17 protein-coding genes and 2 pseudogenes are annotated in these 26,148 nt (G+C 43.1%); 3 read left to right on the top strand and 16 right to left on the bottom strand.

Annotated elements, in window-relative coordinates; translation table 11 throughout:
• The first annotated feature begins 289 nt into the window (after nucleotides 1-289).
• From DXA15_RS19040 to DXA15_RS19035, 3 genes are all read left to right on the top strand, one after another.
• On the top strand, nucleotides 290-694 hold the full coding sequence (locus DXA15_RS19040) for a DUF6249 domain-containing protein (RefSeq protein WP_128135083.1): 405 nt from the start codon (nucleotides 290-292) through the stop codon (nucleotides 692-694).
• A gap of 115 nt (nucleotides 695-809) precedes the next feature.
• Nucleotides 810-1,364 carry a hypothetical protein gene (locus DXA15_RS26985; protein WP_233567443.1) on the top strand — a complete coding sequence of 185 codons (555 nt, stop codon included), beginning with the start codon at nucleotides 810-812 and terminating at the stop codon, nucleotides 1,362-1,364.
• A complete protein-coding gene (locus DXA15_RS19035) occupies nucleotides 1,309-2,451 on the top strand; it encodes a TlpA disulfide reductase family protein (protein ID WP_233567442.1) in 1,143 nt (380 codons plus the stop codon). The genes DXA15_RS26985 and DXA15_RS19035 overlap by 56 nt, the downstream gene beginning before the upstream one ends.
• Here DXA15_RS19035 and DXA15_RS19030 read toward each other — a convergent pair.
• The 16 genes and pseudogenes from DXA15_RS19030 to DXA15_RS18955 all read right to left on the bottom strand — a co-directional run bounded on the left by DXA15_RS19030 (nucleotide 2,423) and on the right by DXA15_RS18955 (nucleotide 25,886).
• Complete coding sequence (locus DXA15_RS19030; protein WP_199676368.1) at nucleotides 2,423-2,812, bottom strand: hypothetical protein; 390 nt, start codon at nucleotides 2,810-2,812, stop codon at nucleotides 2,423-2,425. The two genes, DXA15_RS19035 and DXA15_RS19030, sit on opposite strands and share 29 nt — an antisense overlap.
• A gap of 9 nt (nucleotides 2,813-2,821) precedes the next feature.
• Nucleotides 2,822-3,135: pseudogene (locus DXA15_RS28095) on the bottom strand (histidine kinase); the annotation flags it as partial.
• 424 nt (nucleotides 3,136-3,559) lie between these two features.
• Nucleotides 3,560-4,987 (bottom strand): TlpA disulfide reductase family protein, encoded by a 1,428-nt coding sequence (locus tag DXA15_RS19020; protein ID WP_158579682.1) that lies wholly within the window; start codon nucleotides 4,985-4,987, stop codon nucleotides 3,560-3,562.
• Nucleotides 4,988-5,102: 115 nt separating this feature from the next.
• On the bottom strand, nucleotides 5,103-5,864 hold the full coding sequence (locus DXA15_RS19015) for a LytTR family DNA-binding domain-containing protein (RefSeq protein WP_128135079.1): 762 nt from the start codon (nucleotides 5,862-5,864) through the stop codon (nucleotides 5,103-5,105).
• 61 nt (nucleotides 5,865-5,925) lie between these two features.
• A complete protein-coding gene (locus DXA15_RS19010) occupies nucleotides 5,926-6,567 on the bottom strand; it encodes a carbohydrate-binding family 9-like protein (RefSeq protein WP_010800704.1) in 642 nt (213 codons plus the stop codon).
• 1 nt (nucleotide 6,568) lies between these two features.
• Nucleotides 6,569-7,228, bottom strand: a complete 660-nt coding sequence (locus tag DXA15_RS19005) for a LysE family translocator (protein ID WP_128135078.1) — start codon at nucleotides 7,226-7,228, stop codon at nucleotides 6,569-6,571.
• 132 nt (nucleotides 7,229-7,360) lie between these two features.
• Entirely contained in the window at nucleotides 7,361-8,911 is a 1,551-nt protein-coding gene (locus DXA15_RS19000) for an arylsulfatase (RefSeq protein ID WP_128135077.1), read from the bottom strand.
• Between the two features lie 106 nt (nucleotides 8,912-9,017).
• Nucleotides 9,018-10,523 carry a sulfatase-like hydrolase/transferase gene (locus DXA15_RS18995; protein WP_128135076.1) on the bottom strand — a complete coding sequence of 502 codons (1,506 nt, stop codon included), beginning with the start codon at nucleotides 10,521-10,523 and terminating at the stop codon, nucleotides 9,018-9,020.
• A gap of 101 nt (nucleotides 10,524-10,624) precedes the next feature.
• A complete protein-coding gene (locus DXA15_RS18990) occupies nucleotides 10,625-12,244 on the bottom strand; it encodes a RagB/SusD family nutrient uptake outer membrane protein (protein WP_233567441.1) in 1,620 nt (539 codons plus the stop codon).
• Between the two features lie 205 nt (nucleotides 12,245-12,449).
• Entirely contained in the window at nucleotides 12,450-15,653 is a 3,204-nt protein-coding gene (locus DXA15_RS18985; RefSeq protein WP_233567440.1) for a TonB-dependent receptor, read from the bottom strand.
• 117 nt (nucleotides 15,654-15,770) lie between these two features.
• Nucleotides 15,771-16,775, bottom strand: a complete 1,005-nt coding sequence (locus DXA15_RS18980; RefSeq protein WP_128135075.1) for a FecR family protein — start codon at nucleotides 16,773-16,775, stop codon at nucleotides 15,771-15,773.
• Between the two features lie 70 nt (nucleotides 16,776-16,845).
• Nucleotides 16,846-17,415, bottom strand: a complete 570-nt coding sequence (locus DXA15_RS18975; protein ID WP_128135074.1) for an RNA polymerase sigma-70 factor — start codon at nucleotides 17,413-17,415, stop codon at nucleotides 16,846-16,848.
• Nucleotides 17,416-17,511: 96 nt separating this feature from the next.
• Nucleotides 17,512-19,026: an arylsulfatase gene (locus DXA15_RS18970; RefSeq protein ID WP_128135073.1), complete on the bottom strand. Its 1,515-nt coding sequence runs from the start codon at nucleotides 19,024-19,026 to the stop codon at nucleotides 17,512-17,514.
• 16 nt (nucleotides 19,027-19,042) lie between these two features.
• Nucleotides 19,043-20,493, bottom strand: a pseudogene (locus tag DXA15_RS18965) (beta-N-acetylhexosaminidase).
• Nucleotides 20,494-20,596: 103 nt separating this feature from the next.
• Nucleotides 20,597-22,432 carry a RagB/SusD family nutrient uptake outer membrane protein gene (locus DXA15_RS18960; RefSeq protein ID WP_128135072.1) on the bottom strand — a complete coding sequence of 612 codons (1,836 nt, stop codon included), beginning with the start codon at nucleotides 22,430-22,432 and terminating at the stop codon, nucleotides 20,597-20,599.
• 16 nt (nucleotides 22,433-22,448) lie between these two features.
• Nucleotides 22,449-25,886 (bottom strand): TonB-dependent receptor, encoded by a 3,438-nt coding sequence (locus tag DXA15_RS18955; RefSeq protein WP_128135071.1) that lies wholly within the window; start codon nucleotides 25,884-25,886, stop codon nucleotides 22,449-22,451.
• Between the last annotated feature and the right edge of the window lie 262 nt (nucleotides 25,887-26,148).

Raw genomic sequence — 26,148 nt, 5'->3', positions numbered from 1 at the left:
TGACCTCAAAGGTATGATTTCAAATCGTCGCGCCTAAAAAGTAGTATCTAATAGACTATATTTCAATTATTTCAAAGAACTATTTATCCACTTTTACGGGACAGTAATGTTATCATTACTCAAATATACTGTCGTAACCTGCCTTGATTATTATATATGTACATAAAAATGTGATTTCTCCATTTTCAAGCGATTTTTTTATGGAAGATATAATGAAACCTGTAACCTTTTCTAAGAAGCTGCGTCAAACTTATAAACGAATTAGTAAAAACATTTAATACTTACTGCTATGATGGATTTTATAATGGTTCCGCTGATCGTCGGAATAGTTTGTGCCGGTATTTACGGCTTGTTTGAATTGTTTGTACGTAAAAAAGAACGTTTGGCTATTATTGAGAAGATCGGGGATAAACTGGAGCCTTCCGCTTTCGATGTGAAGATCGGTTTACCTCGTCTGGCTACTAATTTCTCTTTTAGTTCTTTGAAAACCGGATGTTTGCTGGCAGGAATCGGATTGGGGTTGCTGGTCGGATTTATTATCTCTGTGTTTCTTGCAGACTCTAGTCTTGATAATTGGTGGCGGCGTGAATTGATCAGTACGGTATATGGTGCATCAGTATTGTTGTTTGGAGGAATCGGGCTGATTCTAGCTTTTATTATTGAATTGAAGTTGTCGAAAGATAAGAATAAATAATTCGGGGAGTTGTGTGTTAGATAAGGGTGGGGGTATACTTCCATCCTTATTTTTTTGTTTATTGTGGCATATTACTTACTTTTGATAAATTATTAATCCTTTGATTTGACTGATTATGAAAACAAGACTCTTACTTTTTCTGATGATTTGCCTCAGTGTCGCTTGTACAAAGCAAAGCCGCGTTATTGATTATCCGGTTATTGATAATAAAAATACAACAACCATGGAAGTCTACCGGGTGGAGCTGACAGATACGGCAACGATTCTCTATGCAGAAATGTACAACCGTCCGAATTATTGGGTTCGCCTCTCTTCGGGTGCCTATCTGGAAGGTGTTACTTCGGGAAAGAAATACAAATTACTGAAATCGTCCGATTTTGAACTGGATAAGGAGGTTTATATGCCCGAATCCGGCAATTCTCCGGCTACGTTATTCTTTGAGCCGGTAGATGAGAATGAAGAAGCCATCAGTTTCATCGAAGGATCGGAAAAAGGTGATTTCCATATCGAAGGCATACATTTGAAAAAGCAGCCTGCTCAACCCGGTACTTTTGAATGTGTACTGGAAGGAGAAGTAATAGACCGCCCTGAAAGTTCCCGCCTGACATTGATACGTGCCGGGAAAGATATGCGTACTACCCCGTTTATTTCTATCCCTGTCAGATGGTAAATTCAGTTATACACTGACTGCGGATGAAAACGAAACCTACGAACTGGTTTTCTGGGAAGAGCACTTGAACGGTTCCTGGCGTCCGACCTATTTTATCTCCGAGAAAGGGACTTTACATTTCACTCTTTACCCGATGGAACACCGTCCGCATAGTGTCTTACAGACAGAATCCGCTTTGAATAAAGAAGAAATCCGTATGCAGGAGGAAATGGAGAAATTGTATCCTGTGAACCAATTGGAAAAGGACCGGGATGCCCTGGATCAGGAGGAACGCTATTATTCAAAAGAAATGTATGATTTAAAGAAACGTATATCTGCTGCGAAAACGGACGAAGAACGGAGAACGCTTTATCCGGAATATGACCGTTTGAACAAAGCCGGAAAAGAATTCTCAGAAGAAGGCATTGCGCTGAATAAGAAGTATAAAGAATATTTTGAGGGCATTCGGCAATGGAAACTCGATTATATGCAAAAAGAACCGACATTGAACGGCTTATGTATTTTGAAACAGATGCTTGACCGCGCTATTATGATGGCCCGCTATAGTCCGGGTGAGGAAGATGTTTCCGTCTATCAGGATATATTTGAAAACAAGTATAAAGAAAAATTCTCTTCCCATCCTTATATCACGGATATGGAGCGTATCATTGCGAGTTTGAATGTAAAGGTTGGAGGTTCTTACATTGACTTTTCCGCCCCGGACCTTGAAGGAAATATGGTAAAACTTTCGGATCAGATAAAAGGAAAAGTAGCTTTAATCGACTTATGGGCTTCCTGGTGCGGACCGTGCCGCCGTTTGTCATCCAGCATGATCCCTATTTATGAAGCATTTAAAGACAAAGGATTCACCGTAGTCGGCATTGCCCGTGAAAATAATAACACGGATGCCATGAAAAAGGCAATCGAACAGGACAAATACCCCTGGTTGAACTTAGTCGAACTGAACGATAAAGGAAATATCTGGGAAATGTACGGTGCCGGTAACAGTGGCGGCTGCACCTATCTGGTAGATAAGGATGGAAAGATCCTCGCAATCCATCCTTCGGCAGAAGAGGTGACTAAGATTTTGACAGAGATGTTACCTTGATCATAATGCGGACTTCTTTTTCCGGATGGGAAATGATTGACAGATCATGCTTGTTCGGGAAAAGAAGTTCTAATTTATCATAGATGCTTTGTAATCCATATCCGGGAATGAAGCCTGGCTTGAAAGGGGCTCCGGAATCTTTTACTGAGATAATGAGCCGGTTGTTGTCTTTTCTAATGACAATCCGTATAAGAATAGAATTCAAATCTACATTCCAACCATGCTTGATGCTGTTTTCTACAAGTGGCTGAAGTAACATTCTGGGAATAAGTTCTTTTTCACATTCCGTATCGCATTCTATTTTATAATCTAATTGGTTCCCGAAACGTATTTTCTCTATATCCAGATACGTGTTTATCATTTCGATCTCTTCTGAAACACAGATTAAATTTGTCTGCTCCTTATTAATGCTGTATCTGAAAAAACGAGAGAGGCCAATGCCATTTGTCTGGTTTTTTCTCCATCGACGAGAGCGAGTCCGGCAATCGTATTGAGAGAATTGTATAAGAAATGAGGATTTATTTTAGCATGAAGAGCTTCCAGTTGAGCATGGATCAGCTCTTTCTCTAGGATAGTTTCTTTTATCTTACGTTGTTTCTTTTCTTCCGCTTTTTCCAGTAGGTAAGTATAGAAGTACCAGGAAGCAATTAATATAATGGAAAAGATCACAGTTGTTTCCAGCATCTCATCAAAATGACCGGGAATAAAACTATAACTTCCGTCAGGAAATCTTTCTGTAATGATTTTAGTGATTTGATAATTTCCGGCCAAGGCTATAATGGTTAATGTACCCATGAGTAAACCTCCGGTAAGTAAAGTTTCAAGAATTATCCTCCATTCTTTATTGAGTCGGTATAGTTGGTCTGCAATAAGATGAAAAAGAATGTAAGAGAAAAAGAGTGAAATGACTAGTTTTATGCTAATAGGGTCATTGTATTTTTCCAGGCATATCACCTGGCCTCCTAATAAAATCAGTATAAAACTGAGTCTGTTAAGCCATTTGTTGGAGATGACTTTTTTGAGAATGAAAGATAGAAAGGGATAAATGATAATAGCAGTTGTTATTATAAATATCATTCCTTCTACATAGTAACTCATTGTATGTCCGTTATTCATTGCTTACTTGTTTTAATTGTTCAACGACTTTTTCCAGATTATCGGGGGCGGCAGCTTTTTCTATCGCTATTTTTCCATCTTTTCCGATGATTATAAATTGTGGAATGGCTAACATCCCTTTATTTCCCAGTGATGCATAGAGAGACTTGGCCAATGTGATTCCTGCCTGTAGGTGGTATCCCTCCAGTTTATAATAATGAACCATCTTCTCCCATTTTCCCCGGTTTTCCGGACGGTCCAGTGAAATATATAAATAGATAATGTCCATATCTTTAGTCGCATTTTTTAATGCCTCACTATATGCAAACATTTTCTGGCAAGGACCGCACCAAGTTCCCCATAAATCGATATAGACGATTTTCCCTATGAAAGGATGTACGGCTTCTTCCAGTTTTTTTAGTATGGTATCTGTGGGAAGAATGGTTATATTGTTGGAAGTTTCCGGTATATGATGAAATTGTCTGATTTTCTCTATTTCAGGAGATAATATGCCGATGAATTTGCTTTGTGGAAACTCGGAACAGAACTGATCGTAAAGGGAAGGTGTGTCTTCACTGAAATCACGTTGAAAAAGATCGTTATATATCAAACTGGCCCAGGCATATTCCAGGTATTTCCCTGTTCTCTTCTTTTTATATTCATTCAAAAGAAATGTATTGATCTTGTCCCTGTCTATATCTTGTGGGGAATGTTTTTCAATAATGAAGTAATTAATGGTTGCGTTCATATATAGCATTCGTTCATATTCGGAATAGTAAAGGTTTGCTTCTTCTTGGAAGTCAAACGAAAGTTGTTTTTTTATCTCTTTAAGCCATTCGTCGGTTATTTTTCGATTGTTGTAGAGGTTCAATATCTTTTTATAAAACAAATGTGTGAACATGCAATTTATAATATGACTCTGATTATGAATAAAATCGGAAGATACGTTTTGACCTTTAAGGAAAGTTATTAATTCGGCCTGTTTGTTATTGACAATCTGTGTAAATTCTTTCAGTGAATCGACCGCGTGAAGTTCATGATGCTTGGAATAGGAAATGCTGTGGCAATACTCTTCTGTTTTTTGTATTTCTTGCAAGCATTGATTATAAATGGTATTGGTCCCGGAAAAGAAGGGTTGGTTATTTCGGATCCGGATTGTATCGTGGCTGTCTTTTGTCAGATAGACACGAAAAGATAAACGATCTTCTGTCAGAAGATTGAGGACTACTGGTTGTTGTACGGGTAAACTGACATGGAAGATTCCATCAGGTTCTGCCTGTTTCGTTTGAAATAATGTATAAAAAGGAAGATGTTCGCTATCTGAAAATTGATAGCTGATTTCTTTGTTTTCCTTTTCCGGAATGATGATGAGAGTTGCCTGTTGTCCTCTTAGTTGGCAGAAAAACAGAAGACAGAATAAAATGTAATAAAGTCTTTTCATTGTTTCATTCATTTAATTAATAGTAAGGCAAATCTAGCAGGTTAGAAGATGTTCTGAAAGTGAAATTCTTTGAACCTGAAAAAATGAAAGGCAAACCTGTATTATCGGACTGTAACTATAAATCGAGCTCTTCCCGGATCACTGTTATATAGCTGGTTCCGGTGGTTATATGGGTGTGAGGTTTATCACTCATAACCAGAATGAGCCGATTATTGAAATATTTATGTATCTCTTCTATCTTCTCTTTATTAACGATATATGACTTTTGGACACGTAGGAACGAGCTCGGAAGACGTTCTTCCAATTGACTCAGGTTGAGGTCGGATAAATACTCTTTACCTTCGTCTGTAAACAAAGAAACGTAACCGTCTGCCGATTTACAAAATGTAATATCGGAACAGCGGACCAATATGATTTTAGATTGAACATGGATAGGAATGGCGCTTGCTTTCTTTTGGTTTTTTTGAAATTGGGCGAACAGCTGATTTAATTCTGTATAATTGATAGCTGGCGATTTCAGGTTTAATCGCTTTAGTTTATGGATACATTGTTCGAAACGTTTTTCTTCTATAGGCTTTAACAGATAGTCGATCGAATTTTCATTAAAAGCCTGAATAGCATATTGATCATAAGCGGTGGAAAAGATAACGTAGGGTTGAGAAGAAAGTTGTTCCAGCACCTCGAAGCCATTCATATCCGGCATTCTGATATCCAGAAAGAGAAGTTCCGGTTTTAGTTTCTCACATAACGAAATAGCTTCTTTGCCGGAAAAGGCTTCTCCTGCAATTTGAATTGTATCTGCATGATTTTTGAGTAACTCTTTCAATGCGTAATGTGCGGCCGGTTCATCGTCAATCAATAGAGTGGTAAAAGGCATATCAGGAGGATTAGGTAATTGAACTATTCCCGGGATATACTCACCGGGAATAGTTGATATTTTATAAATAAATCTCTCCGAAAAACTCCGGACGGTGGAAGTCGGGGCTTGGGAGGTCTATCGGGTTCCAGCTGACAAAGTGGGGATATTCTGTATCGTCCGCACATTTGTAGAAATTGCCCAGGATTTTTTCCGGCAGGTTTTCCGGATCGAGTCCCATGAGCCTGAAGGGGATAGATACGACCAACTCCCAGGAGAATACACCTGTCTTTTCTGAAAAAGGTTTGTTCTCTATGGATGAATACCGACGGATAGAAGTGTATTCATCGGTGTTTAGTGATCTTTTGATATCACGCGACTGGCGGCGGGCAGCATCACAAGTCCCGATACAATTGAACTCGAAATTCATGTAGTTGTGATCATCGACCGTTTTCATGAAAAACTCGACACAACTATCTGTATAAACCGGGGAACCGTCTGAGCTGTGAACAGCCTTTAAAGAATTCCCTTTTACGAAATAACGGATATAAAGATTTTCATCCGTTCGCGCAATATCGAAAGCGACAATTGGTTTATAAGGGTATTCTTCCCAATTGATGACATCGATATACTCTCGCTGGGCTTTGTTTTCCAAGAGAAAACCGACTGATGATAAATCCAGCACATCCAGCGTTACTAAATAAGGTACTTTAAGCTTCTTCATGTTAATTATAGATTTGGAGCAACGGCAAATGGAAATATGAGGTGAGGAGCACCGATAATACTCCTACAATAGCCAATACAATGATGACTGTCCCTACAATCCGATTCAACAACCATATTCCCCGTACATTAAACCACTTTTTTAATTTCGCAACTATATATGTGATGCCGAACCACCAAAGGACGGCACCGATTCCTATGCAAACTATTCCTCCCACCAACATCCAGACTGAATGATCCGGTAACACAAATCCAAAACGTGCAAACAGTCCAATATATAGCAGCACGATTAATACGTTGCTAAAGGTAAGAAGAAAAGCTGTAATAAAGTCCTGTGTGAATGATAACTTTTTTTCACGTTGCTTTTTTAAGTTTTTTACAGGATTGGATTGGTATATGTAGTAACCGAAAAGACCGAGAACGATACTGCCCATTAGTTGGAGCGGCGCCTGGTTGGCTTCCACGAAGTTGACGACTACCCCCATTCCCAGGCAGGTCAGTGCCGCATAGATGACATCCGATAAGGCTGCTCCCAAGCCGGTAACGAAACCGTGCCAACGTCCTTTGTTCAATGTTCTTTGTATACACAGCATACCGATCGGACCCATAGGGGCTGATACAAGTACGCCTATCACAATTCCTTTACTAATAAGTCCCAGCATTATCCTTTTATTTTCTGCCAAATTGCCACAAAGATAATGCCTATTCCCTGATAAAAAAAGGTAAAAACATAAAAATGGCCCGGAACTTTCGCTTCGGACCATTGATTTATAGTCTAAATGGATAAAATCAGATTATTTCGGTTTGACAGTGTTGTTGCGCACGCCTTTCAGAATTTCCTGTAACTGATAAACGACTTCCGGACGTTTTTCGGCGAGGTTTTCCTGTTCGCCTACCTGTGTCATATCGTACAGTTGAGGAGTTTTGGAATAACCGGTCTCGATCTTCGGTCCCCAGGGTACCATTTTCGGTCCGTTGCTGGTTTCAATATATTTCCAGTCTTTTGTGCGGACAGACAACGTATGGTCGGATGCCTGTTCGATCACCCAGGGACGGTCGGCATTGTCTGTTCCCAGCAAGGTCCCCAGATAATTGTAACTGTCGGGGGCTGCTCCTTTGGGAAGGACGGAGCCGGTCAATGCAGCCAGTGAAGCGAACCAGTCAACCTGTGACATTAATGCGTCCGATACTTGGCCTTTTTTTATTTCTTTTGGCCAGCTTGCAATAGCAGGAATACGGGTTCCGGCCTCAAAAGCACTGTATTTACCGCCGCGTAACGGACCGCCCGGCTTATGATCGCCCAGCAGTTCTTCTGCCTGATCTGCATAACCGTCATCCACAACAGGACCGTTATCGCTGGAAAGGATGATCAAGGTGTTTTCTCTCAGTCCCAGCCTGTCGAGTTCGTCGAGGATTTGTCCGACACTCCAGTCAAACTGCACGATAGCGTCGCCTCTCAGTCCCATCGGGTTTTTGCCTCTGAAACGGTCGTGCGGGAAGCGGGGAACATGTACGTCGTTTGTTGCGAAATACATGAAGAAGGGTTTATCCTTGTTTGCTTTGATGAAATCAAGGGCATGTGTCGTTATGGAATCTGCCAGGTTTTCATCTTTCCATAAAGCCTTGCCGCCGCCTTTCATATAGCCGATACGTCCGATACCGTTTACGATAGCCATATCGTGACCGTGGCTGTGCTTCAGGTTATACAGAAGTTCCGGGTGATCTTTTCCTAAAGGTTCGCCTTCGAAAGGTTTCTGATAACTTACTTCGATAGGAGCGGACGGGTCGTAGTTGGCTACTTTACCGTTTTCGATGAATACACAGGGAACGCGGTCGGCCGTAGCTGCCATGATATAGGAATAGTCGAATCCCAGATCGCCTAAAGCGGTAGGCAGCGGAGCGTTCCAGTCTTGTTCTCCTCCTTTGTCTCCCAGTCCCAGATGCCATTTACCCAGGGCTGCTGTTGTATAGCCTGCGTTTTTGAACATATCGGCAATGGTATAGCGTTCCGGGCGGATAATCATTCCGGCATTACCGGCAGCTATGTCCGTACCGGGTCTGCGCCAGGCATATTCTCCGGTAAGCAGGGAATAACGGGATGGGGTACTGGTGGCAGCTGTTGCATGTGTGTTGGTAAAACGGATACCGTTGTTTGCCAGTTTGTTTACATTTGGCGTTTGTACGCGTGTTGCACCGTAGCATTCCAGGTCACCATAACCGAGGTCGTCGGCGTAGATAAAAATGACATTCGGGGTCTTTGCCTCTTTCGCTTTTTGGGCATGAGAGGTGGAAGGGGAGAATAAGAAAGCTCCCAGTCCGAGACCGATCAATACGTTTGATTTCATAATATTTAAAGTATATATAAGTTTATGATATTTTTGTTTAGGAACTAAAGGTCTGCATTTTTTCTATATCCGCCTTGCTGTACGCTGTATTTTTAACGGATATTGTCTACTTTTTCAAGATTGCAGATAGAATTTCCTGTTGTATCTTAGGATGCTTAATCCTGGGGTCGTTGTATTGTTCTCCATATTCTTTCAAGTCAGCAGCTAACCGGGAAACGATTTCCTTGTAGGCCGGGTCCTGATAACAGTTGATTAGTTCATCCGGATCTTTTTTCAGGTCGGTGAGCCAGGGGACATCAGATACATATTCGGAATAGGTCAGTTTGTATTCCGGAGTTACTGCTGATATCCACTTCGTTCGCATCGCTGTAGCCGATTCATCCCAATCGCTTTTTATTTTAGGAGTAACTGCTCGCATAAAGACAATGTCTTTGTATTTTTCCGGTAGTTTCTCTCCTTTCCATAGAAGCGATAAATCACGGCCATCATACTGTGCAGTAGGTTGTATATTGCAGAAGCTCAGCAAAGAAGGAGTGAAATCGGTTACAGACATGACATTCTCTACCCTGATCCCCTGACGCATACCGGCCGGGTAGCTGATGATAAACGGCACCCGCGCGGAATCGTCAAGCGGAACGCCTTTATTGATCAGTCCGTGCTGGCGGCACATGTCTCCGTGATCGGAGGTGAAGATAATGATTGTATTGTCTAGGATACCGGCACCTTTCAATGCATCCAGGATGCGCCCTACATTATCGTCGATACATTTAATCATTCCGAAATATTGAGCCATATCCTCGGGTTGGTCTGCTTTCAGGTTATTTCCGTGTGACCAGGCGGGGCGTCCTGTCGTATCCGCCAGCGCTGTTACCGGTTCTTTAAATCTGATCCGGCTATACATGGTGTCATATGGTGCCCTAACCAGATTGGCACTATGCGGGTCCGGGAAGCAGAGCATGCAGCAGAACGGTCCTTCCTTATGCCGGTTGATGAACTCAATAGCCTGTGTGGTGAAATAGTCGGTAGGGAATGTCTGTTCGTCCGTGCTTTTCACATCTGCATCCGTTCTGAATGTCGGTCCTTCGGCTGTTTCTTCTATTTTTTTCCAGTGACCGCGGTTATACATATAACGGTTGTCTGAAAAACCGAAGTCACGCCCGGGATGCCATTCGGGGCGTCCTTTGCCATTGATATGTAATTTACCGATATATCCGGTAGCATAACCGTTTTGGCGTAGTGATTCTCCGAATGTTATAGCAGCATCAGACAGTACCATGTCGTTTGTCCATACCCCGTTGTTCTGCGGATAAAGTCCGCTCATGAAAGAGGCCCGGCTGGGAGAACTGACCGGAGATGTTGCATAACACCGCGTAAATAAAACCCCTTGATGTGCCAGGCGATCGATATGGGGTGTTTCAACGACAGCTTCTTTTCCCCAGGGGAAAGCTTGCTCATTTTGCAGGCATTCCCGGTAACATCCCAGCGTACGGAAATTGTGTTCGTCGGTATGGATGATAACAATATTGGGTTGTTGTGTTTGGGAGAAACTTCCGGAAACGATAGCAGATAATAAGGATGCAGGTAAGATTACTTTATTTATTTTATGTTTCATGATATCGTTGTTCAGGTAATGTTTAATCAAAAGCAGAAATAAAAACAGAGATACCGAAAGTATTATAAGCAACCGATATCTCTGTTGTGTTATTAAACCGACTATCTTAAATTGGGATTGATATTCTTTTCAGATAGTGGAATAGGCCAACGTTCTTGTCCGGTTTTGAAATTACGTTTGTCTACATACCAACGATTATACGGATCAGGCTGTCCATCTTTCTTTTTCATTAGTTCCTGATTCGAAATATAGAATGGCGATCCGTAAATATCCAGATTCAGACGTTCTTCGGCAATTCCCCAGCGGTATAAATCCCAAAGGCGAAGTCCTTCAAAAGCAAATTCGATCATACGTTCTTTTTGTATGATTTTACGTAATTTATCCGGATTGGTTTCTGTTATGCCAGGCATGCCTACTCGTCCTCGTACTGCATTTATCGTCTGATCCAAAAGATTTTGTGTGATCGGTGTGCCAGCTTCCATCTCTGCTTCCAGATACATCATCAGTACATCTGCATAGCGTGCAAGAGGAACATTGTTACCATATTGGGTTACATCGCCATTCCAGCTTTCATCAAAATATTTGCGCATAAGAAAACCTGTCTGGGTTGTCTGTCCCGGACCGATTTTATCAGCGGCGGTTGTTTCCGGGTTACAGTTGTAGACGGTTCCCCTGAAGGTTGCTCCGTCATAATAGATTGTATAGTCCAGACGTGGATCCCTGTTTTCTCCGAAATTATTTTTATTGAAACGTGGGTCATCATAACTGAATGGCGTTCCATCCAGAAAATCATAAGCCTCGAATAACGTACTGGAAGCATTTACCAAACACCATCCTCCGTCTTTTATCGGATAGGCATGCTGAGGTAAGCCGTGTCCTGCCAGGTCATCTACAAACTGTGTTGCGTAAATATGTTCAGAACTGTTGATCGCCCCCGGGTAGAATAGCTTCTGATAATCAGCGTCTAATTTATTGTCTCCCCAATCGATGATCTTTTTACACGCAGCGGCTGCTTCTTTGTAATTTTGGGCAACCAGATGTGTACGGGCCAGATAAACCAGTGCCGCCTGTGCTGTTGCACGTCCGCGTTCTGAAGCCGGAAGATCCTTGTGGTGCGGAAGAATGTCCGCAATTTCGGTTAATTCGTCTATTGTATATTGAAGCACTTCTGCACGAGGAGATTTGGTCACTGTATTAGCCTCTTCCAGGGTTAATACTGTTTTGATCAGCGGAACATCATAATAATAGGATGCCAGATAAAAATACTGTACCGCACGGATGAAACGGGCTTCTGCTTTCATCCGTTCCATTTCCGGGTTATCGGATCCGAGCTTGTCGATTCCTTCAATAAACCGGGCACAGGCACTGATGCGCCGGTAAGGTTTCTGATACAAGTCATTTACCCATCCGTTACTTTCATCTATTTGCCCGGATGTCAGTTTCCCCAGATTGTTGTTGAATCCTCGGCGGTCGTATCCTATGTCACTGACTCCGTCTATTAATATTTTTGCGCTATATGCCCACCAATCGGAAGCGCCGTAGTCCACTCCATAGGTGATACCGCCACGGTATAAACCGATGAGGGCAAGTTTTGTATTTTCTTCTTTGTCGAAGAATGTATCTTCGCTGAAGTTTGTCAGCGGATAACGGTCCAGTTCACAGGATGCTAAAGTCGCAAGAGCAACAAAGGCCATTATTGATTTCTTTATAATTGATTTCATGCTTTTTAGAATTTAAGATTCAAACCAAATGTGTAGTTCGTTAATACCGGATAGAAACGGTCGTCGGCATTGATTTCCGGGTCCCAGCCTTCCGGATAACTGTGGAATGTGAACGGGTTTTCCGTTGCTGCATAGAAGCGGACATTCTGGATAAAGGTATTCTTTAGAATAGACTTTGGTAAAGTATATCCTAATTGAATATTTTTTACACGCAGGTAAGAGGCGTTACGTATCCAGAAATCAGATTCTTGTGTATTGACACCGGTTGCATTTCCCAGATTTGCCAGACGCGGATATTTCGGGTAACGTGTAGGATTCTCCGGATCGAATGCTTCTTCCATTTGCCATTTCTGTATATTCCCTTCGCTCCATAAAGCCCAACCGGAAAAACCTCCAAGTTACCATTAACACCTGATACTCCCTGTAGGAAAATATTCAGGTCGAAACCCTTGTAAGCGGCGTTCAGAGAAAGGCCGAATGTATATTTCGGAATTTTTGATCCCAGGTAAACACGGTCGTAAGTGGCGTCAACTTTTCCGTCGGGTACGCCATCCGGTCCTGAAATATCTTGATATCTGATATCTCCCGGTTTGGTGTTGGCTTTGTTGGCTCCCATTGCTGACTGGTCAGTGTGGGCAAAGTAGTCGTCGATATCCTGTTGATTCAAAAAGACACCGTCTGTTTTATATCCGTAGTACATGTCGATCGGGTAGCCGATGAAAAGATTAGAACCGTTACCAACCATTCCGTTTGCTTGTTCCACATTCCCCAATCCGAGTGTTTCTACTTTATTTTTGATGATGGAAAAGTTTCCGTTGATGCTGTAACTGAATTCACCGATGGTATTTCTATGCCCAACTTCAAATTCCCAACCGCGGTTTGACGCTTCTCCGGTATTTACTTCGCTCATTTGTAATCCAAAAGCGGAAGAGGCACTGGCGTTGGGTTTAAACAGGATGTCATACGTATATCTATAGAAGTAAGAGATATTGGCTGTCAGTAAACCGTTCCAGAGTACGGATTCGAAACCACCGTCTATAGTACGGGTTGTTTCCCATTTCAGTCGCGGATCTGTATATGTTTTCAGGGCTGCTCCCTGTTGAATGGATCCTCCCAGCGGATAGTTAAAATCGTTACCTAATTCATACACTGACTGGTAAGCATAATTACCGATGTTATTATTACCTAAGATACCGGCAGATGCTTTCAGTTTCAGGTTATTGATAAAACTTAATTTTTCGTTTTCTTTAAAGAAGCTCTCTTCAGAAATTCTCCAACCGATAGCGGCGGAAGGGAAGAAAGCATAACGTGAGCTGGATGGGAAACGTGATGAACCGTCATAACGCATGGTTACTTCACCCAGATAGCGTTCTGCATAATTGTACTGTGCACGTCCGAAGAATGATTGGATGACCCAGTCGTAACCGCCGCCTGCATTTGTCTGGTTATCGGGTGAACCGACTGTCAGATAGGGATATTCGTTACTCGGAAGATTGTCGCGACGGCCTTCCAAGTCGCGTGCAGATTCTTCTTCCCATGAGTAACCGGCCAAAATACCTATATTATGTACATTGTTAAATGTCTTTGAGTAATCGACTGTTGCCTGGAATGATTTATAATTTGTATTGGTATTCTTTTCTTTTAAGTAAGAAGGACCTAATACTTTTGTAGTGCCGTTAATGGTAACCGGTAGGGATGCACGGAATTTTTTATCTTGTGCATTTGTGAAATTATAGGCACCGATAGCAGAGAGGGTAAGTCCTTCGATCGGTTTGTAATCGAGACGTACGTTAGAGTTGATACGCAGTGTCGGTTTTTCTTGGAACGATTCGGATGCTAACCAGGCTTTGGGGGTTCCGAAGTTTTTTACGCCCGGTCCCCATGTCCCATCACTTAATACCGAAGGGCGGAATCCAGGGAAGCGTAATCCCTGGCTGATCAATGACATCATTCCATAATCGCCGTCAATAGCTCCGGCCGTTCCCGGTTCTTTCGTTTTAGCATTGTCACCTCTCAGGCGGATTGTCAGTTTCAATTTATCCGATAAATTGGAAGTCAGGTTGACACGTGCTGTATAGCGTGAGTAATTGTTGCCCGGCACAATCCCATTCTGATTTAAATAACCGAAAGAGGCAAAATATTGGCTCCGGTCGTTACCACCGTTTAAAGATAAATCGTGCCCGGTCTGTAGTCCGTTACCCGAAAAGATATCATCGACGAACTTCTCATTAGCCCATAGATCCGGCTGGCTGCCTGTGCGCATTGCCTGAATTTCTTCATCCGTGAAACGTGTAATACCATCTGCCTGATTTAATAAACGTGCATAATCCCAGCTGTCTACATATTTAGGCAATGCAGTGGCCCGGTTGAATCCTACATAACCGTTGTAAGATACGGATACTTTGGACTCTTTACCCATTTTGGTCGTTACCAATACAACTCCATTGGCTGCACGAGACCCATAGATGGCTGCTGTGGATGCATCTTTTAATATGGAGATACTCTCGATATCATTGGGGTTGATATCTGTCATATTTCCGGGTATTCCGTCGATCAATATTAGCGCATTAGCTTTATCTGCGTTATTGTCACTACTGAAAGATCCTACACCGCGTACACGAATTGTTCCTGTATTTTCTCCCGGGCGCCCTCCTGGCTGCGTGATCGTAACTCCCGGCATCTGACCGGTCAGGGCAGATACAACTGAAGATGTTGCCCTGTTTTCAAGTTGTTTGGAATCGACAGAAGCGATTGAACCAATTACATTTACTTTTTTGGCAGTACCATATCCTACGACAACAACTTCGTCAAGAGCTTGTGAATCCTCGACTAATTGTATGGCATAGTTCGTTTTTTCATCTACGGGAATATCTTTTGACAAGTATCCGATATAAGAAATCTGCAAAGTACTGCCTTTAGGAACCTCCAGAGAAAATTTACCGTCCAGGTCTGTAATTGTACCATTTGTTGTCCCTTGTTCAACAACATTCGCCCCGATAACGGGTTGTCCGGTAGCATCTGTTATGATACCATTGACTTTTTTGTTTTCCTGTTGTTTTTGTTGTTGTTTCTTTTCCGGAACAATTATGATATGTTTTCCTTCAAGACGATAGGAGAATCCGCTATCTTTGAGCAACTCTGTTATAACAGAGGACAGGATTTTATCATTAAAATCCTGATTGATAACTTTATTGATATTTAATTTCGTCTGATTATAAGCGATACTGAGGCCCGTTTGTTTTTCAATTTCTTCGAATACGCTTAACAATGTTTTATTTTTGGCTGCTATTGATATTCGCTGGCTTTGTCCCCAGGCTATGTTTATCGTGAATAAACTTAATAATGTAAATATTAATAATTTACGTAATTTTAAGAGCGAGTGTGTGCTCTTATGGTAGTTTAATTTCATACTTTTGTACATTAAATCAATGATTACTAAATTTAAGATCTCTATGTTTTTTTAATGGATTATTGATTTCGGGGGTCCGGAAAAGGTGTCGCAATTTTCTCCGGTCCCTTTTTCTTTTTATTTTACTCCTTTCTTATTAAGTGAATAAATGGTGATTGTGTTGCCGTCTATCTCATAAGCCAATCCGCTGACAGTCATTGTAAGAACTTTCATGATCGTGTTTATGTCGGCATGTTGACGGAATTTTATAGTGTATAAATCCGAAGTAAACAGACGCGGATTTATAACAAAGTCAACAACATATTTTCGTTGAATTGTAGCCAGTATTTCTTTGAGCGGTTGGTTGATAAAGTTGAGCTCTCCCTTCGTCCAGCCTGAGTAGTTTGCTGCATTGATTTTCCGCTTTTCGAATACACCGGTTTTACAATTGTATTCCAGTTGTTCGTTAGGGGACAGGAAGAAGGAGTCTTCATCTCCTGCTATTTTATCCACTTTGACAGCCCCGTTTTCCAGTGTTGTCGTGATTTTATCACTTTCGGAATAGGCTTGCACGTTGAATTTTGTGCCCAGAGCTTGAACTTTCAGATAACTTGTGCTGACGATAAAAGGATGTTCCTTATCTTTTTTTACGGTGAAGTTGGCCTCTCCCGTCAGATAGAGTGTGCGGGTATCTCCTTTGAATTTTTTAGGATAGATCAGAATACTTCCGGAGTTGATGTTTACTGTGGAACCGTCGGGCAGGATTACTTCCTGGTTTTCTCCTTCCGGAACGAAACATTGTATCAATTCGGGATTATATGTGTTCTGTTTGATATACAGATAGGAACCGGCTATTGATAGCAAAGGAATGATCAATATCGCAGCGATTCGCAATAATTTATGAACAAGGTTATATTGCTTGGACGGAGATTGATTTTGTCTGATCTTTCTCTGTGTTGTTTTCAGCGAATGATAAGTCTCAGCATTTGCTCCTGTCGGATATTCGTTCCATATGGAAAGAAGAGCCTCTTCTTTTTCTTTCTGATTGGAAGGGTGAACCAGCCATTGCCATACCTTGGTCCGGAGTGCCGGATCAAATGTATGGTTGACCAGATTATATAGTATTTTAGATGCTTTTGACATGCGTATATATTTCCTGTTTTGTATATATGATACGTGAGGCAGGAAGTACACACAGTCAAAAATGAACTTTTTAGGAAAAAAATGCAAGAATAAAGAACCCGATTATTTTTCGGATGTCAGCCAGTGCCAGCGTCAGGTGATTTTCGACTGTCCGTTTACTGATAGACATGCGTGCTGCAATCTCATCATTGGATAATCCGTCCACACGGCTCATCCGGTAGATTTGTTTTCGTTGGGGCGGCATCTTTTCAACAGCGACAGAAATAAGAAATTCCAGTTCTTTGGCATATAGCTCTTCTTCTATGCTGTCGTTGTCTGTGGAGGTAAATGAAGCATTGTCGGTTTGTTGTTCCTGATAGTCCCTGAATAACAGGGAACGTTCGATATGTCGGAATACCGTATTTTTGGCAATGCGATACAGGTAGGCGTTCAGATTCTCGATCTCTTTCAATCTATCCCTATTCTGCCACATGGATACGAATATATCCTGGGAAATATCTTCCGCTTCTTCCTCGTTTTGCAGGATGCCGCTTATGAATCCTTTAATACGTGGAAAATAATGCAGGAACAATGACTCGAATGCCTGTTCATCGCCCCTGCTGACTGCCTCTATGTATCCTTTTTCGGTGGCAAAATCCATTAATAGGTAGATTTGTTGTCTCTTTATGTGGATACAAAGATAAAGATCGTTTGCCATTAAAAAGAAAAAAAAGTATAAAACTACTATCTTTTGAGTTTAGAATGCAAACTTCGGGTTTTCCGGCGGTGTACTGGATTCTGACATTAATTGATTGAATTTCTCAACAATATCCGGGTGTTTGTCTGCGACATCGTGTAATTCCTGAATGTCGTTTTCCAGGTCATACAGTTCCATTCTCGTATTCCCTTTGCGGATATCTGTAATGATCCCTTTCCAGTTCCCCATGCGGATCGCTTTGTTTCCTATCTGTGGGTCAGGATATTCCCAGTAAAGATATGCATGTTGTTTCTGTTTTCCTTTTTCTCCGAGTAGTGTCGGCAGGAAACTGATTCCATCGGTTGGAGGACATTCGATGGAAACGATATCTGCCAGTGTCGGCATTACATCCTGGAATGCACAGATATGGTCGGATTCCGTTCCCGCTTTGATCCGACTTGGCCAGGAGACGATAGCCGGTATGCGTATCCCTCCTTCGTGGACGAAACATTTTCCCCATCCGTATTCCGATTTGAATAATCCGCCGCTGTTGAACCAGGGGGAATCACTGCCGCCGTTGAACGTCGGTCCGTTGTCCGAAGTGAAAATGATCAGGGTGTTTTCATACAATCCTTCCTGTTTCAATTTATCGACCAGCTTTCCGACTTGTTCGTCAAAATAACTGATCATCGCTGCATAGGTAGCATGCGGATAACGGCATGGCATATACCCTTTGTTGCCGGTATAGGGCTCTTCGTCTCCGAACTTATCGACATAATAGTTGACCCAACGTTCCGGAGCCTGTAAGGATACATGGGGAAGAGGCGTTGTCCAAAGCAGGAAGAACGGTTGTTCCTTATTCTGGTCGACAAAATGAATCATTTCGTCGAAGATGAGGTCGTTGGCATATTCATTCTGGGTAAATTTCCGGTAACTGGCTTCATCGTACGGATCCGCTCCTTCATCCAGTTTGGTCAGATGGGGGTCCCGTACTTTGTTATCGAGATATACGCGTTGATCGTTTTTCCATAAGAACGGAGGGTAATAGGTATGTGCCTGCCTCTGGCAGTTATATCCGTAAAACTGGTCGAAACCCTGTTTGCCGGGGACTCCTTCCGAACCGGGATAACCCAATCCCCATTTTCCGAAACAACCGGTCGTATATCCGGCATTTTGCATCATCCGGCCGATTGTCATGGTACCGGCTTTCAAAGGATATTGGCCTTCCAGTTCCGGATGGACGTACATCGAATCGTGGCTGTTGATCGCTCCCCGCGAGGCTATTTCATCATTTGCCCTGATCTGTGCGTGTCCGGAATGTAATCCGGTCAATAGTACACACCGGGCCGGAGCGGAAACGGGCGATCCGGTATAATGTTGGGTCAGTTTGATCCCGTTGTTTCTCAGGCGGTCGATATTCGGGGTTTCTATTTTTTGCTGGCCGTAGCATTGCAGGTCGCCATAGCCCATATCGTCCATCAGTATATATATAATGTTAGGTTTGCTCTTTTCTTTCTGGCAGGAAGACAGACCAGCAATACAGAAAAGCCCTACTAATAAATTCGTTTTTTTCATGTTCTTACTATTTTAATTAGTCCCAACTGAAATCGTCGGTTACTTCGCTTTTTAATCCTGGTCCGAACATATATCCTTGTTTTTCAAACCATTCTTTTTTGTCTTTTACCTTTTGGTAAAACTGTTCGAAACTCTCCGGTTCGCTCCGGCTCCACATTTGTTCGGCGATAGCCAGAATACGGGGAAACAACCTCGGTCGATCATATCCTCCGTTACCCCGTAATCGGTCCAGAGGGCACAACTCATTCCCAACAGGAGAGGTGAATCTTCTTTTCTATAAGACGGATTGGCGGTATATACATCTTTGATATTGAATGTACGCGCCGTCTCATATCCTTTCCAGGGAGTGACGGGGAAATTCAGGTAGGTATAATAATTGGTTCCGCAGATAACGGGAAGATTTCTTTTGAGCGCTTCCTTGAATGCCGTGTCTTTATGTCCCCGCCAGTTCCACCAGTGAATCACTGTGTTGTCCGGTAACGGATAACCATCCTGATAAACGACATCTCCCCAAAAGATGGCTTTTCTTCCTTTGCTTTTCAGATAGTTGGCCATCTGTGCTGAGAACCAGAGCTGAAGATCGTGGCTGTCTTTCAAACCGTGTTCTTTGATACATTGCCCGCAGTCAGGACATGTATCCCAGTTCCCTTTGGGTGCTTCATCACCTCCCAGATGAATATATTCGGAGGGGAACAGTTCGCAGACTTCATCGAGGACATTCTTCAAAAAGTCCAGCGTATGTGTTTTGCCGGCACAGAAGATATTTTGTGTAAAGCCGTTTTCGGGGACCTGTATAGTGTCGCCGAAGCAACCTAGTTCCGGGTAAGCGACCAGAGCGGCTTCCGCATGTCCCGGCATATCGATTTCCGGGATAACCGTGATACAACGTTCGGCGGCATATCTGACAATCTCTTTGATCTCTTTCTGTGAATAGAAACCCTGTTGTTCCGGGCCTTTGCCGACAAAAGCGCCAACTTCGGTAAGGCGCGGGTATTGTTTGATTTCAATACGCCATCCGAGGCCCTCCGTCAGGTGCCAGTGGAAATAGTTCATTTTTAGCAGGGCTGCCATGTCGATATATTTCTTTATTGTCGTGACTTTCTGATATTGGCGGCCGGAGTCGAGCAGGAAACTTCTGAAACCGATACGCGGCCTGTCTTCTATTTTCAGGCAGGGGATGATCCATGTCCCGTCCTGCTGCTCTGTGCCCAGTTGTTTCAATGTTTGCCGGGCATAAAAGAAACCTGCATCGCCGGATGCTTCTATTTCGATACCGTTTTCTGTTATCTGTAGCCGGTATGCTTCGGAAGGTAATGCCGCATCCGTAGTCTGGCGGATATCGGCTTGTAGGTTTTTCGTACGAAATTCTCCGTTACCTTGCACGACTGTTTCCGGTGTAGGGATCACCGTTTGTGCCGTTAGGAAGAAAGAAGAAAGCAAGAGAATAATAATACTTACATATTTCATGATATATAGGAGCTAAAATAAAGAAGATGCATCAAAAGTTCGTTTTGTCATGGAGGACAAGTCTTGATTTTTGATATATCCTCTTTGTTTGTGATTAATTAAACTATTCCCAACCCGGATTCTGTTTGATATTCGGATTTAATACCATCTGATTCAATGGTATCGGGTAAAGATAATAATAATCCGGCCATAATTTATTCGGATCCGGATGAAATTCCAGATAACCTTCATCTGCACCTCCGTCGATGGTCACAGCCGTACCTGCCGGGAAGTCTGATTTCCGGACATATTGCCCGAGTTTTTTCTTCATGGCATAATGGCACTTCTTCCATCTTCTGAGGTCGTCGAAACGGAAATTCTCTGAAAACAGTTCGATACGTCTTTCCCTGCGTACTTCCCATAAGAGAGGAGACACGGCATAATCGCCGGCATATCTCGAATCACCCAAATCCCGCATTGGATCAAAACTTTCATTGATCTGTGATACAATCATCGAAGGTACATTTACCCGTGAACGTATTTTATTGATAGTCATGTCTGCAACGGACTGGCTGAATTCTCCCAGTTCAACCATTGCCTCGGCATAATTCAACATCACTTCTTCTACCCTGAATATCGGCATGTCGGTCTCTTCATTCCGTTGAGAACCCATGCTCAGGTAAGTATTGAAATACTTCCAGTTGTTATAACCGAATGCCGATTTGTACCAGGGTTGCCCGTTCAGGAAGAAATCGTAATGAGGATTTTCTCCCAGTATGCCGCCGTCGTATCCTTGTCTGAAAGGTAGTGTTTTCTGGCGTTCGGCCGGAACGATCAGATTAATGCTGTCAATGAAACTACGGTCTTTCGGATTGTCTGTAAACTTCCATTTGTTATCCCAGGCTGTAGTCGATTCCGAACGATCGACTACATAAGGCGGAGTAACGTGTAGCCATAAACGATGGTCCCTGTTGCTGAATTCATCGTACATGTCTTTGTCGCCCAGGAACATCTGGCTTGTCCAGCGCGGTTTGCCGTCCGAACATAAATAGCTGTCCACCATGTCGCGGGTTACATTATAGAATGACTGAGCCGTGGTTCCGCCGATGCTGGTAGCATGTACAACATTGGCATCATTGGCATACGCTTTGTAAAGGATGATTCCCGTCATACCGTTTAACGACAATGAATTGAACAGGTCGTCGTAGTTGTTGTGCACATTCGGATAGACCTTCAACACCTCTTCGGATGCCCGCTTACATTCCCGGAGGAATTTATCTGCTTCCTGCAATCCGTGATACTTTCTCCATGTCCCTTCGAACAGGCAGAAGCGGGAAAGCAATGTCTGTACCACCACGCGGTTGATCGTATTGGCTCCGTCTCCGTCTTGATTGATGTTCTGTTCTGCATACTGAAGGTCTTCCAGGATATGATTGGCAATGACATCTCTGGAGTCTCTTTCCCCATAAATGATATCCGTTTCATCGTCTGCCAGTACATGGTCGATCCAGGGAACACCGCCGTAAGCGGAAAGTAAGGTCAGATATCGGTAAGAACGGAAGAAATAACCGACACTGCGCCAATGGTTTCTTTCTGTCTCAGTCATATCCGACGTCTCGATATGGTCGAGCATGAGGTTTGTCCGGCGGATGAATGAATATTGTGCCCATGGTGTATTGTCTGTTTTTGACGGGGGAACGACAATTCCCCTGATCCAATCGGTTTCGCCTGACCCCCGTGTGGAGTTATAGGAGATATTGTCCGTGTTGGTTTCTCCGTAACCGAGTGCCGGGAATGTTTCATACAAACCCCATGCATATGTTTTAAAATTGTCGTATGATTTGAATACGGTTTCAGCAGTGGGACTGCCCAGCGGGTATCTTTCCAGGAAATCGTTATTCATGCAGCCGGAAAATCCGAAAATGACGAGTAGTCCGAATAATATTTTGAATGTCTTCATGATCGTATGTTTTAATTTAGAAAGTAACATTTATACCCAGTGAATATTTTTTCATGAAAGGATATTCCCAGGCTCCTTTTGAAAGCATATCCGATTCCATTCCTTCTGGCAGATGGTCCCAGGTATGCAGATTTTCACCACTGACAAATACCCGGATATTATCCATATAGATCTTTTGACAGATATTCTTGGGTAATGAATAAGACAGAGTAATGTTCTGTATTTTCAGGTAAGCGGCATTTGCCAGATATTTGGTTTGCACTTTCTGGTTGAATTTCGTATTCGTTTCATTCTGCGGATACACCCTCGGATAGAAGGCGTCCGGATTATCCGGAGTCCAGAAGTCGAGTGTTTCCTTGAATAAACTACCCCAGCTTCCGTTCGGCCATGCCATCTGGTCGGTGCGCCAGTAGTCGCGTTTTCCTACCCCGCGTAAAAAGATAGACAGGTCGAAACCTTTGTAACTGACTCCGGCTGTGATGCCGTATTGGTAACGGGGAGTATTGTTGCCTATGATGCGCTGGTCGCCCGGATTGTGAATAGTGTTGTCGCCTTCGAAAATAAATTCGGTGTCATCGTCGAAGTTCTTGTAAAGAATATCGCCTGGATATACAGTTCCTGCTCCCTTGAACATCGGGATACCCGGTTTCAGGGTTCCGTCTGCGTTGAAATCGTCCGTTGTATAGAAACGGTCGGTTACGTATCCCCATATTTCACCTAGCTTCATGCCTTTCCGGTAAAGGTCTTTTCCGAACAGGCCGGCTTCATTGTCGTATTTGGTGATTTCGGATTGCGAGTCATACAGGTTGAAACCTACCCGGTAGCCTATATCGCCTATCCGGTCATGCCAGTTGATCTTCAGTTCCCAGCCATATGTTTTCAGGTCTGCGGCATTTTGTTTTGCAGCACTGGCACCGACTACTCCCGGCAATTCCATTCCCGGAGCCAGCATACCTTTGGTATCACGACGGTACCAGTCGAATGTGGTATTCAACTTGTTGTTGAACAGGTCCAGGTCGAAACCGAAGTCTAGTGTATAGACTTTTTCCCATCCAAAGCTGCTGCTGACCATGGCCGGAGCTCCCAGTGTCGTAACCTTTTGCCCGTCCACCAACCAATTGGAGAGGTAAACGTTCATATCCGGGATATAAGGATAGTTATCGGGTGTATTGTCGGATTTCAATATGACCTGGTTCCCGATGGAACCCCAGGATGCCCTGAGTTTCAGGTTGGAGAGCCATTCGTTTGTCGCTTTCATGAAGTTCTCTTCCGAAATACGCCAGCCTGCCGAGAAAGAGGGGAAGAAACCGAACCGGCTGTTTTTGGGGAAACGGGAAGTTCCGTCGTAACGTCCGTTGGCTTCCAGCAGGTATTTGCCAGCATAGCTGTAATTCACACGATAGAATAATCCGCGGATGGCAAATTCCTCGAACGCGTCATTCGTAATCGGAGTACCTGTCGATAAGGATAACGAAGGCAGTGAACCGACCACTACATCCGTACGATAAGAATATTGGGATTCGGTATGGCTCGACTCCTGGTTGTATCCTCCCATCACCGAAATATCATGTTTACCGAATGTCATATCGTAATTGGCGAATAAGTTGACGGCATTATAATCCGTATATTTGGAAGTGACCGCATAGCTGGAGTTCTCCGTGCTGTTCAGTACCCCGGTAAAGTTCATTCCTATATACTGATATTTGTTCTTATAGAATTTATTTTGCTCGGTTGTCCGGTTGTAAGTGTATTCTCCGGTTATCTTAAGACCTTTCAGCGGGCTCAGGATGATTCGTCCCAATGCTCTTAGGTCATTTCTTTTGATTCTCCGGGGATCGCCGTAACGGATATAAGTGGCGGGAGACTCAGCCGGATAGACTGTCCCGTTTTCCTCATAATCTTCATTATTCTGATAAGACGGTAAATTCATGGCGGCTACCCATACAGTATTACGTCCTCCTGCCTCTACTTTTTTCTGTTTGGAATTACCATATTTCAAGTCGAGTTGGGTTGTCAGCCAGGAATTGACATCTACTCCCATAAATGTAGAGAGGTTGAGTCGGTCATAGCTGTCTTTATCCGTAATCAGGATACCGTCTTCTCCGGTATAGCCGACGCCGATGCGATAGACCGTTTTCTCGCTACCGCCGGAAACCGACATGCTGTGGTTCTGCATGAATCCAAAATTGTCCGTCATGTCGTCAAACATATTTCGTTCTTTCATCAGAAAGAGGTTACCGCTTTCATCGAAGATATATCCGTTCGGATATTTGCCCGGATTACTCTGGTAATCGCGGATGTATCCTTCCCACTGGGTGATGTTCTTACCGTCTACGTAGGTGTCGTTGGGCCAGTCCATTTCCTTGTAAGCCAGGACCGACTCCAGCGGGCTCGCCTTTTGCGGTAGTTCCAGCGGTTTGGAGAACGATATATTATTGTTGTAATTGAATTTCGGAGCGGAATCTTTTTTTCCCTGTTTCGTGGTGATCAGGATAACACCGAAGGCGGCTCTTGCCCCGTAGATGGCTGCCGAAGCAGCATCTTTTAATATGGAGACCGATTCGATTTCCTGTGGATCGATCATATTGATATCCATCGGAACGTTGTTTACCAGCACAAGAGGCGTACCTCCGTTGATTGATGTGGTTCCGCGGATATTGTAGCTCATCGCATCACCCGGTGTACCGGTTTCCGAACCGATCTGTAATCCGGGGGTCGTCCCTTGCAAAGCCTGCGTAATGTTAGGAACCGGACGGTCTCCCAATGTCTCCGATAAATTAACGGAAGCAACGGCTCCGGTCAGGTTGACTTTCTTCTGGGTTCCGAAACCGACTACTACGACTTCGTCCAGTAATTGAGTATCTTCCTTTAATGTGACAGTCAGATTGTTCCGTCCTTTCAGATGGATATCCTGCGGAATGTATCCGATAAAAGAAACTGTCAGGGTGGCATCCTGGGGAGCGTCCAGGATAAATTGCCCGTTCAGGTCTGTGATCGTTCCGTTGTTCGTTTTCTTGTCTATCACATTGGCTCCGATGACAGGCATTCCTGTTTCGTCGATCACTTTACCGGTGATTTTACCTTCTTGCGGCATTTTATCGGACAGCAGGACGATCTTATAATTCTCTATCCGGTAACTGTCGGGTGCGAGCAACTGATTCAACACCTCTTTGATGCTGGCCTCTTTGAGATTCAGGCTGACCTGTCTGTTCATGTCGATCTCTGAGTTGTTGAGGAAGAAGACAAAAGGAGTTTTCTCTTCGATCACTTTGATTGCTTCACTCAGTTTCACACTGGTTAGTTCCAAACTTATTTTCGTATTTTGTGCATAACCGTTTATTGCATAAAGCTGAAAAAAGCAAAAGCTTATAAATAATAGTATTAGCTTCATTTTTCTGAATGAATTAATGTTAAGAAAGGATATAGCATTCCCTTCTGTGGAAATTTTTTTCATACATTTGTACTGTTTTAAATTTAACTTATTGTTCTCATCTTCTAGCTTTTGAGAACAGTTTGTTTCACATTACCGGGCAAATGTTACCAGCATTTGTCCGGATTGTTTTTAGACTCTCCGGTTTCTTATCCCATAGGCATTCTGTTTTTATTGTTCATATTCTTATGTTTTTAGCAAAAATTTTCCGATAAAATAGGAGAATAAAATTCATCCCTTTTGATAACGGCGAACATTCTCGCCACAAGTTTTGCCCGTAAAGCAT

This window comes from Parabacteroides sp. AM58-2XD (assembly GCF_003463685.1).
Lineage (GTDB): Bacteria > Bacteroidota > Bacteroidia > Bacteroidales > Tannerellaceae > Parabacteroides > Parabacteroides segnis.
Note: the sequence above shows the minus strand (reverse complement) of the source record. Positions and strands in the feature narration are given on the sequence as shown.

Coding starts and splice junctions, on each gene's coding strand:
- DXA15_RS19040 (WP_128135083.1), top strand. CDS start 290: ATGATGGATTTTATAATGGTTCCGCTGATCGTCGGAATAGTTTGTGCC.
- DXA15_RS18995 (WP_128135076.1), bottom strand. CDS start 10,523: ATGAAACATAAAATAAATAAAGTAATCTTACCTGCATCCTTATTATCT.
- DXA15_RS26985 (WP_233567443.1), top strand. CDS start 810: ATGAAAACAAGACTCTTACTTTTTCTGATGATTTGCCTCAGTGTCGCT.
- DXA15_RS18960 (WP_128135072.1), bottom strand. CDS start 22,432: ATGAAGACATTCAAAATATTATTCGGACTACTCGTCATTTTCGGATTT.
- DXA15_RS19030 (WP_199676368.1), bottom strand. CDS start 2,812: ATGATAAACACGTATCTGGATATAGAGAAAATACGTTTCGGGAACCAA.
- DXA15_RS18975 (WP_128135074.1), bottom strand. CDS start 17,415: ATGGATTTTGCCACCGAAAAAGGATACATAGAGGCAGTCAGCAGGGGC.
- DXA15_RS18990 (WP_233567441.1), bottom strand. CDS start 12,244: ATGAAATCAATTATAAAGAAATCAATAATGGCCTTTGTTGCTCTTGCG.
- DXA15_RS18980 (WP_128135075.1), bottom strand. CDS start 16,775: ATGTCAAAAGCATCTAAAATACTATATAATCTGGTCAACCATACATTT.
- DXA15_RS19015 (WP_128135079.1), bottom strand. CDS start 5,864: ATGCCTTTTACCACTCTATTGATTGACGATGAACCGGCCGCACATTAC.
- DXA15_RS19020 (WP_158579682.1), bottom strand. CDS start 4,987: ATGAAAAGACTTTATTACATTTTATTCTGTCTTCTGTTTTTCTGCCAA.
- DXA15_RS19005 (WP_128135078.1), bottom strand. CDS start 7,228: ATGCTGGGACTTATTAGTAAAGGAATTGTGATAGGCGTACTTGTATCA.
- DXA15_RS18970 (WP_128135073.1), bottom strand. CDS start 19,026: ATGAAAAAAACGAATTTATTAGTAGGGCTTTTCTGTATTGCTGGTCTG.
- DXA15_RS18955 (WP_128135071.1), bottom strand. CDS start 25,886: ATGAAAAAAATTTCCACAGAAGGGAATGCTATATCCTTTCTTAACATT.
- DXA15_RS19000 (WP_128135077.1), bottom strand. CDS start 8,911: ATGAAATCAAACGTATTGATCGGTCTCGGACTGGGAGCTTTCTTATTC.
- DXA15_RS19010 (WP_010800704.1), bottom strand. CDS start 6,567: ATGAAGAAGCTTAAAGTACCTTATTTAGTAACGCTGGATGTGCTGGAT.
- DXA15_RS18985 (WP_233567440.1), bottom strand. CDS start 15,653: ATGAAATTAAACTACCATAAGAGCACACACTCGCTCTTAAAATTACGT.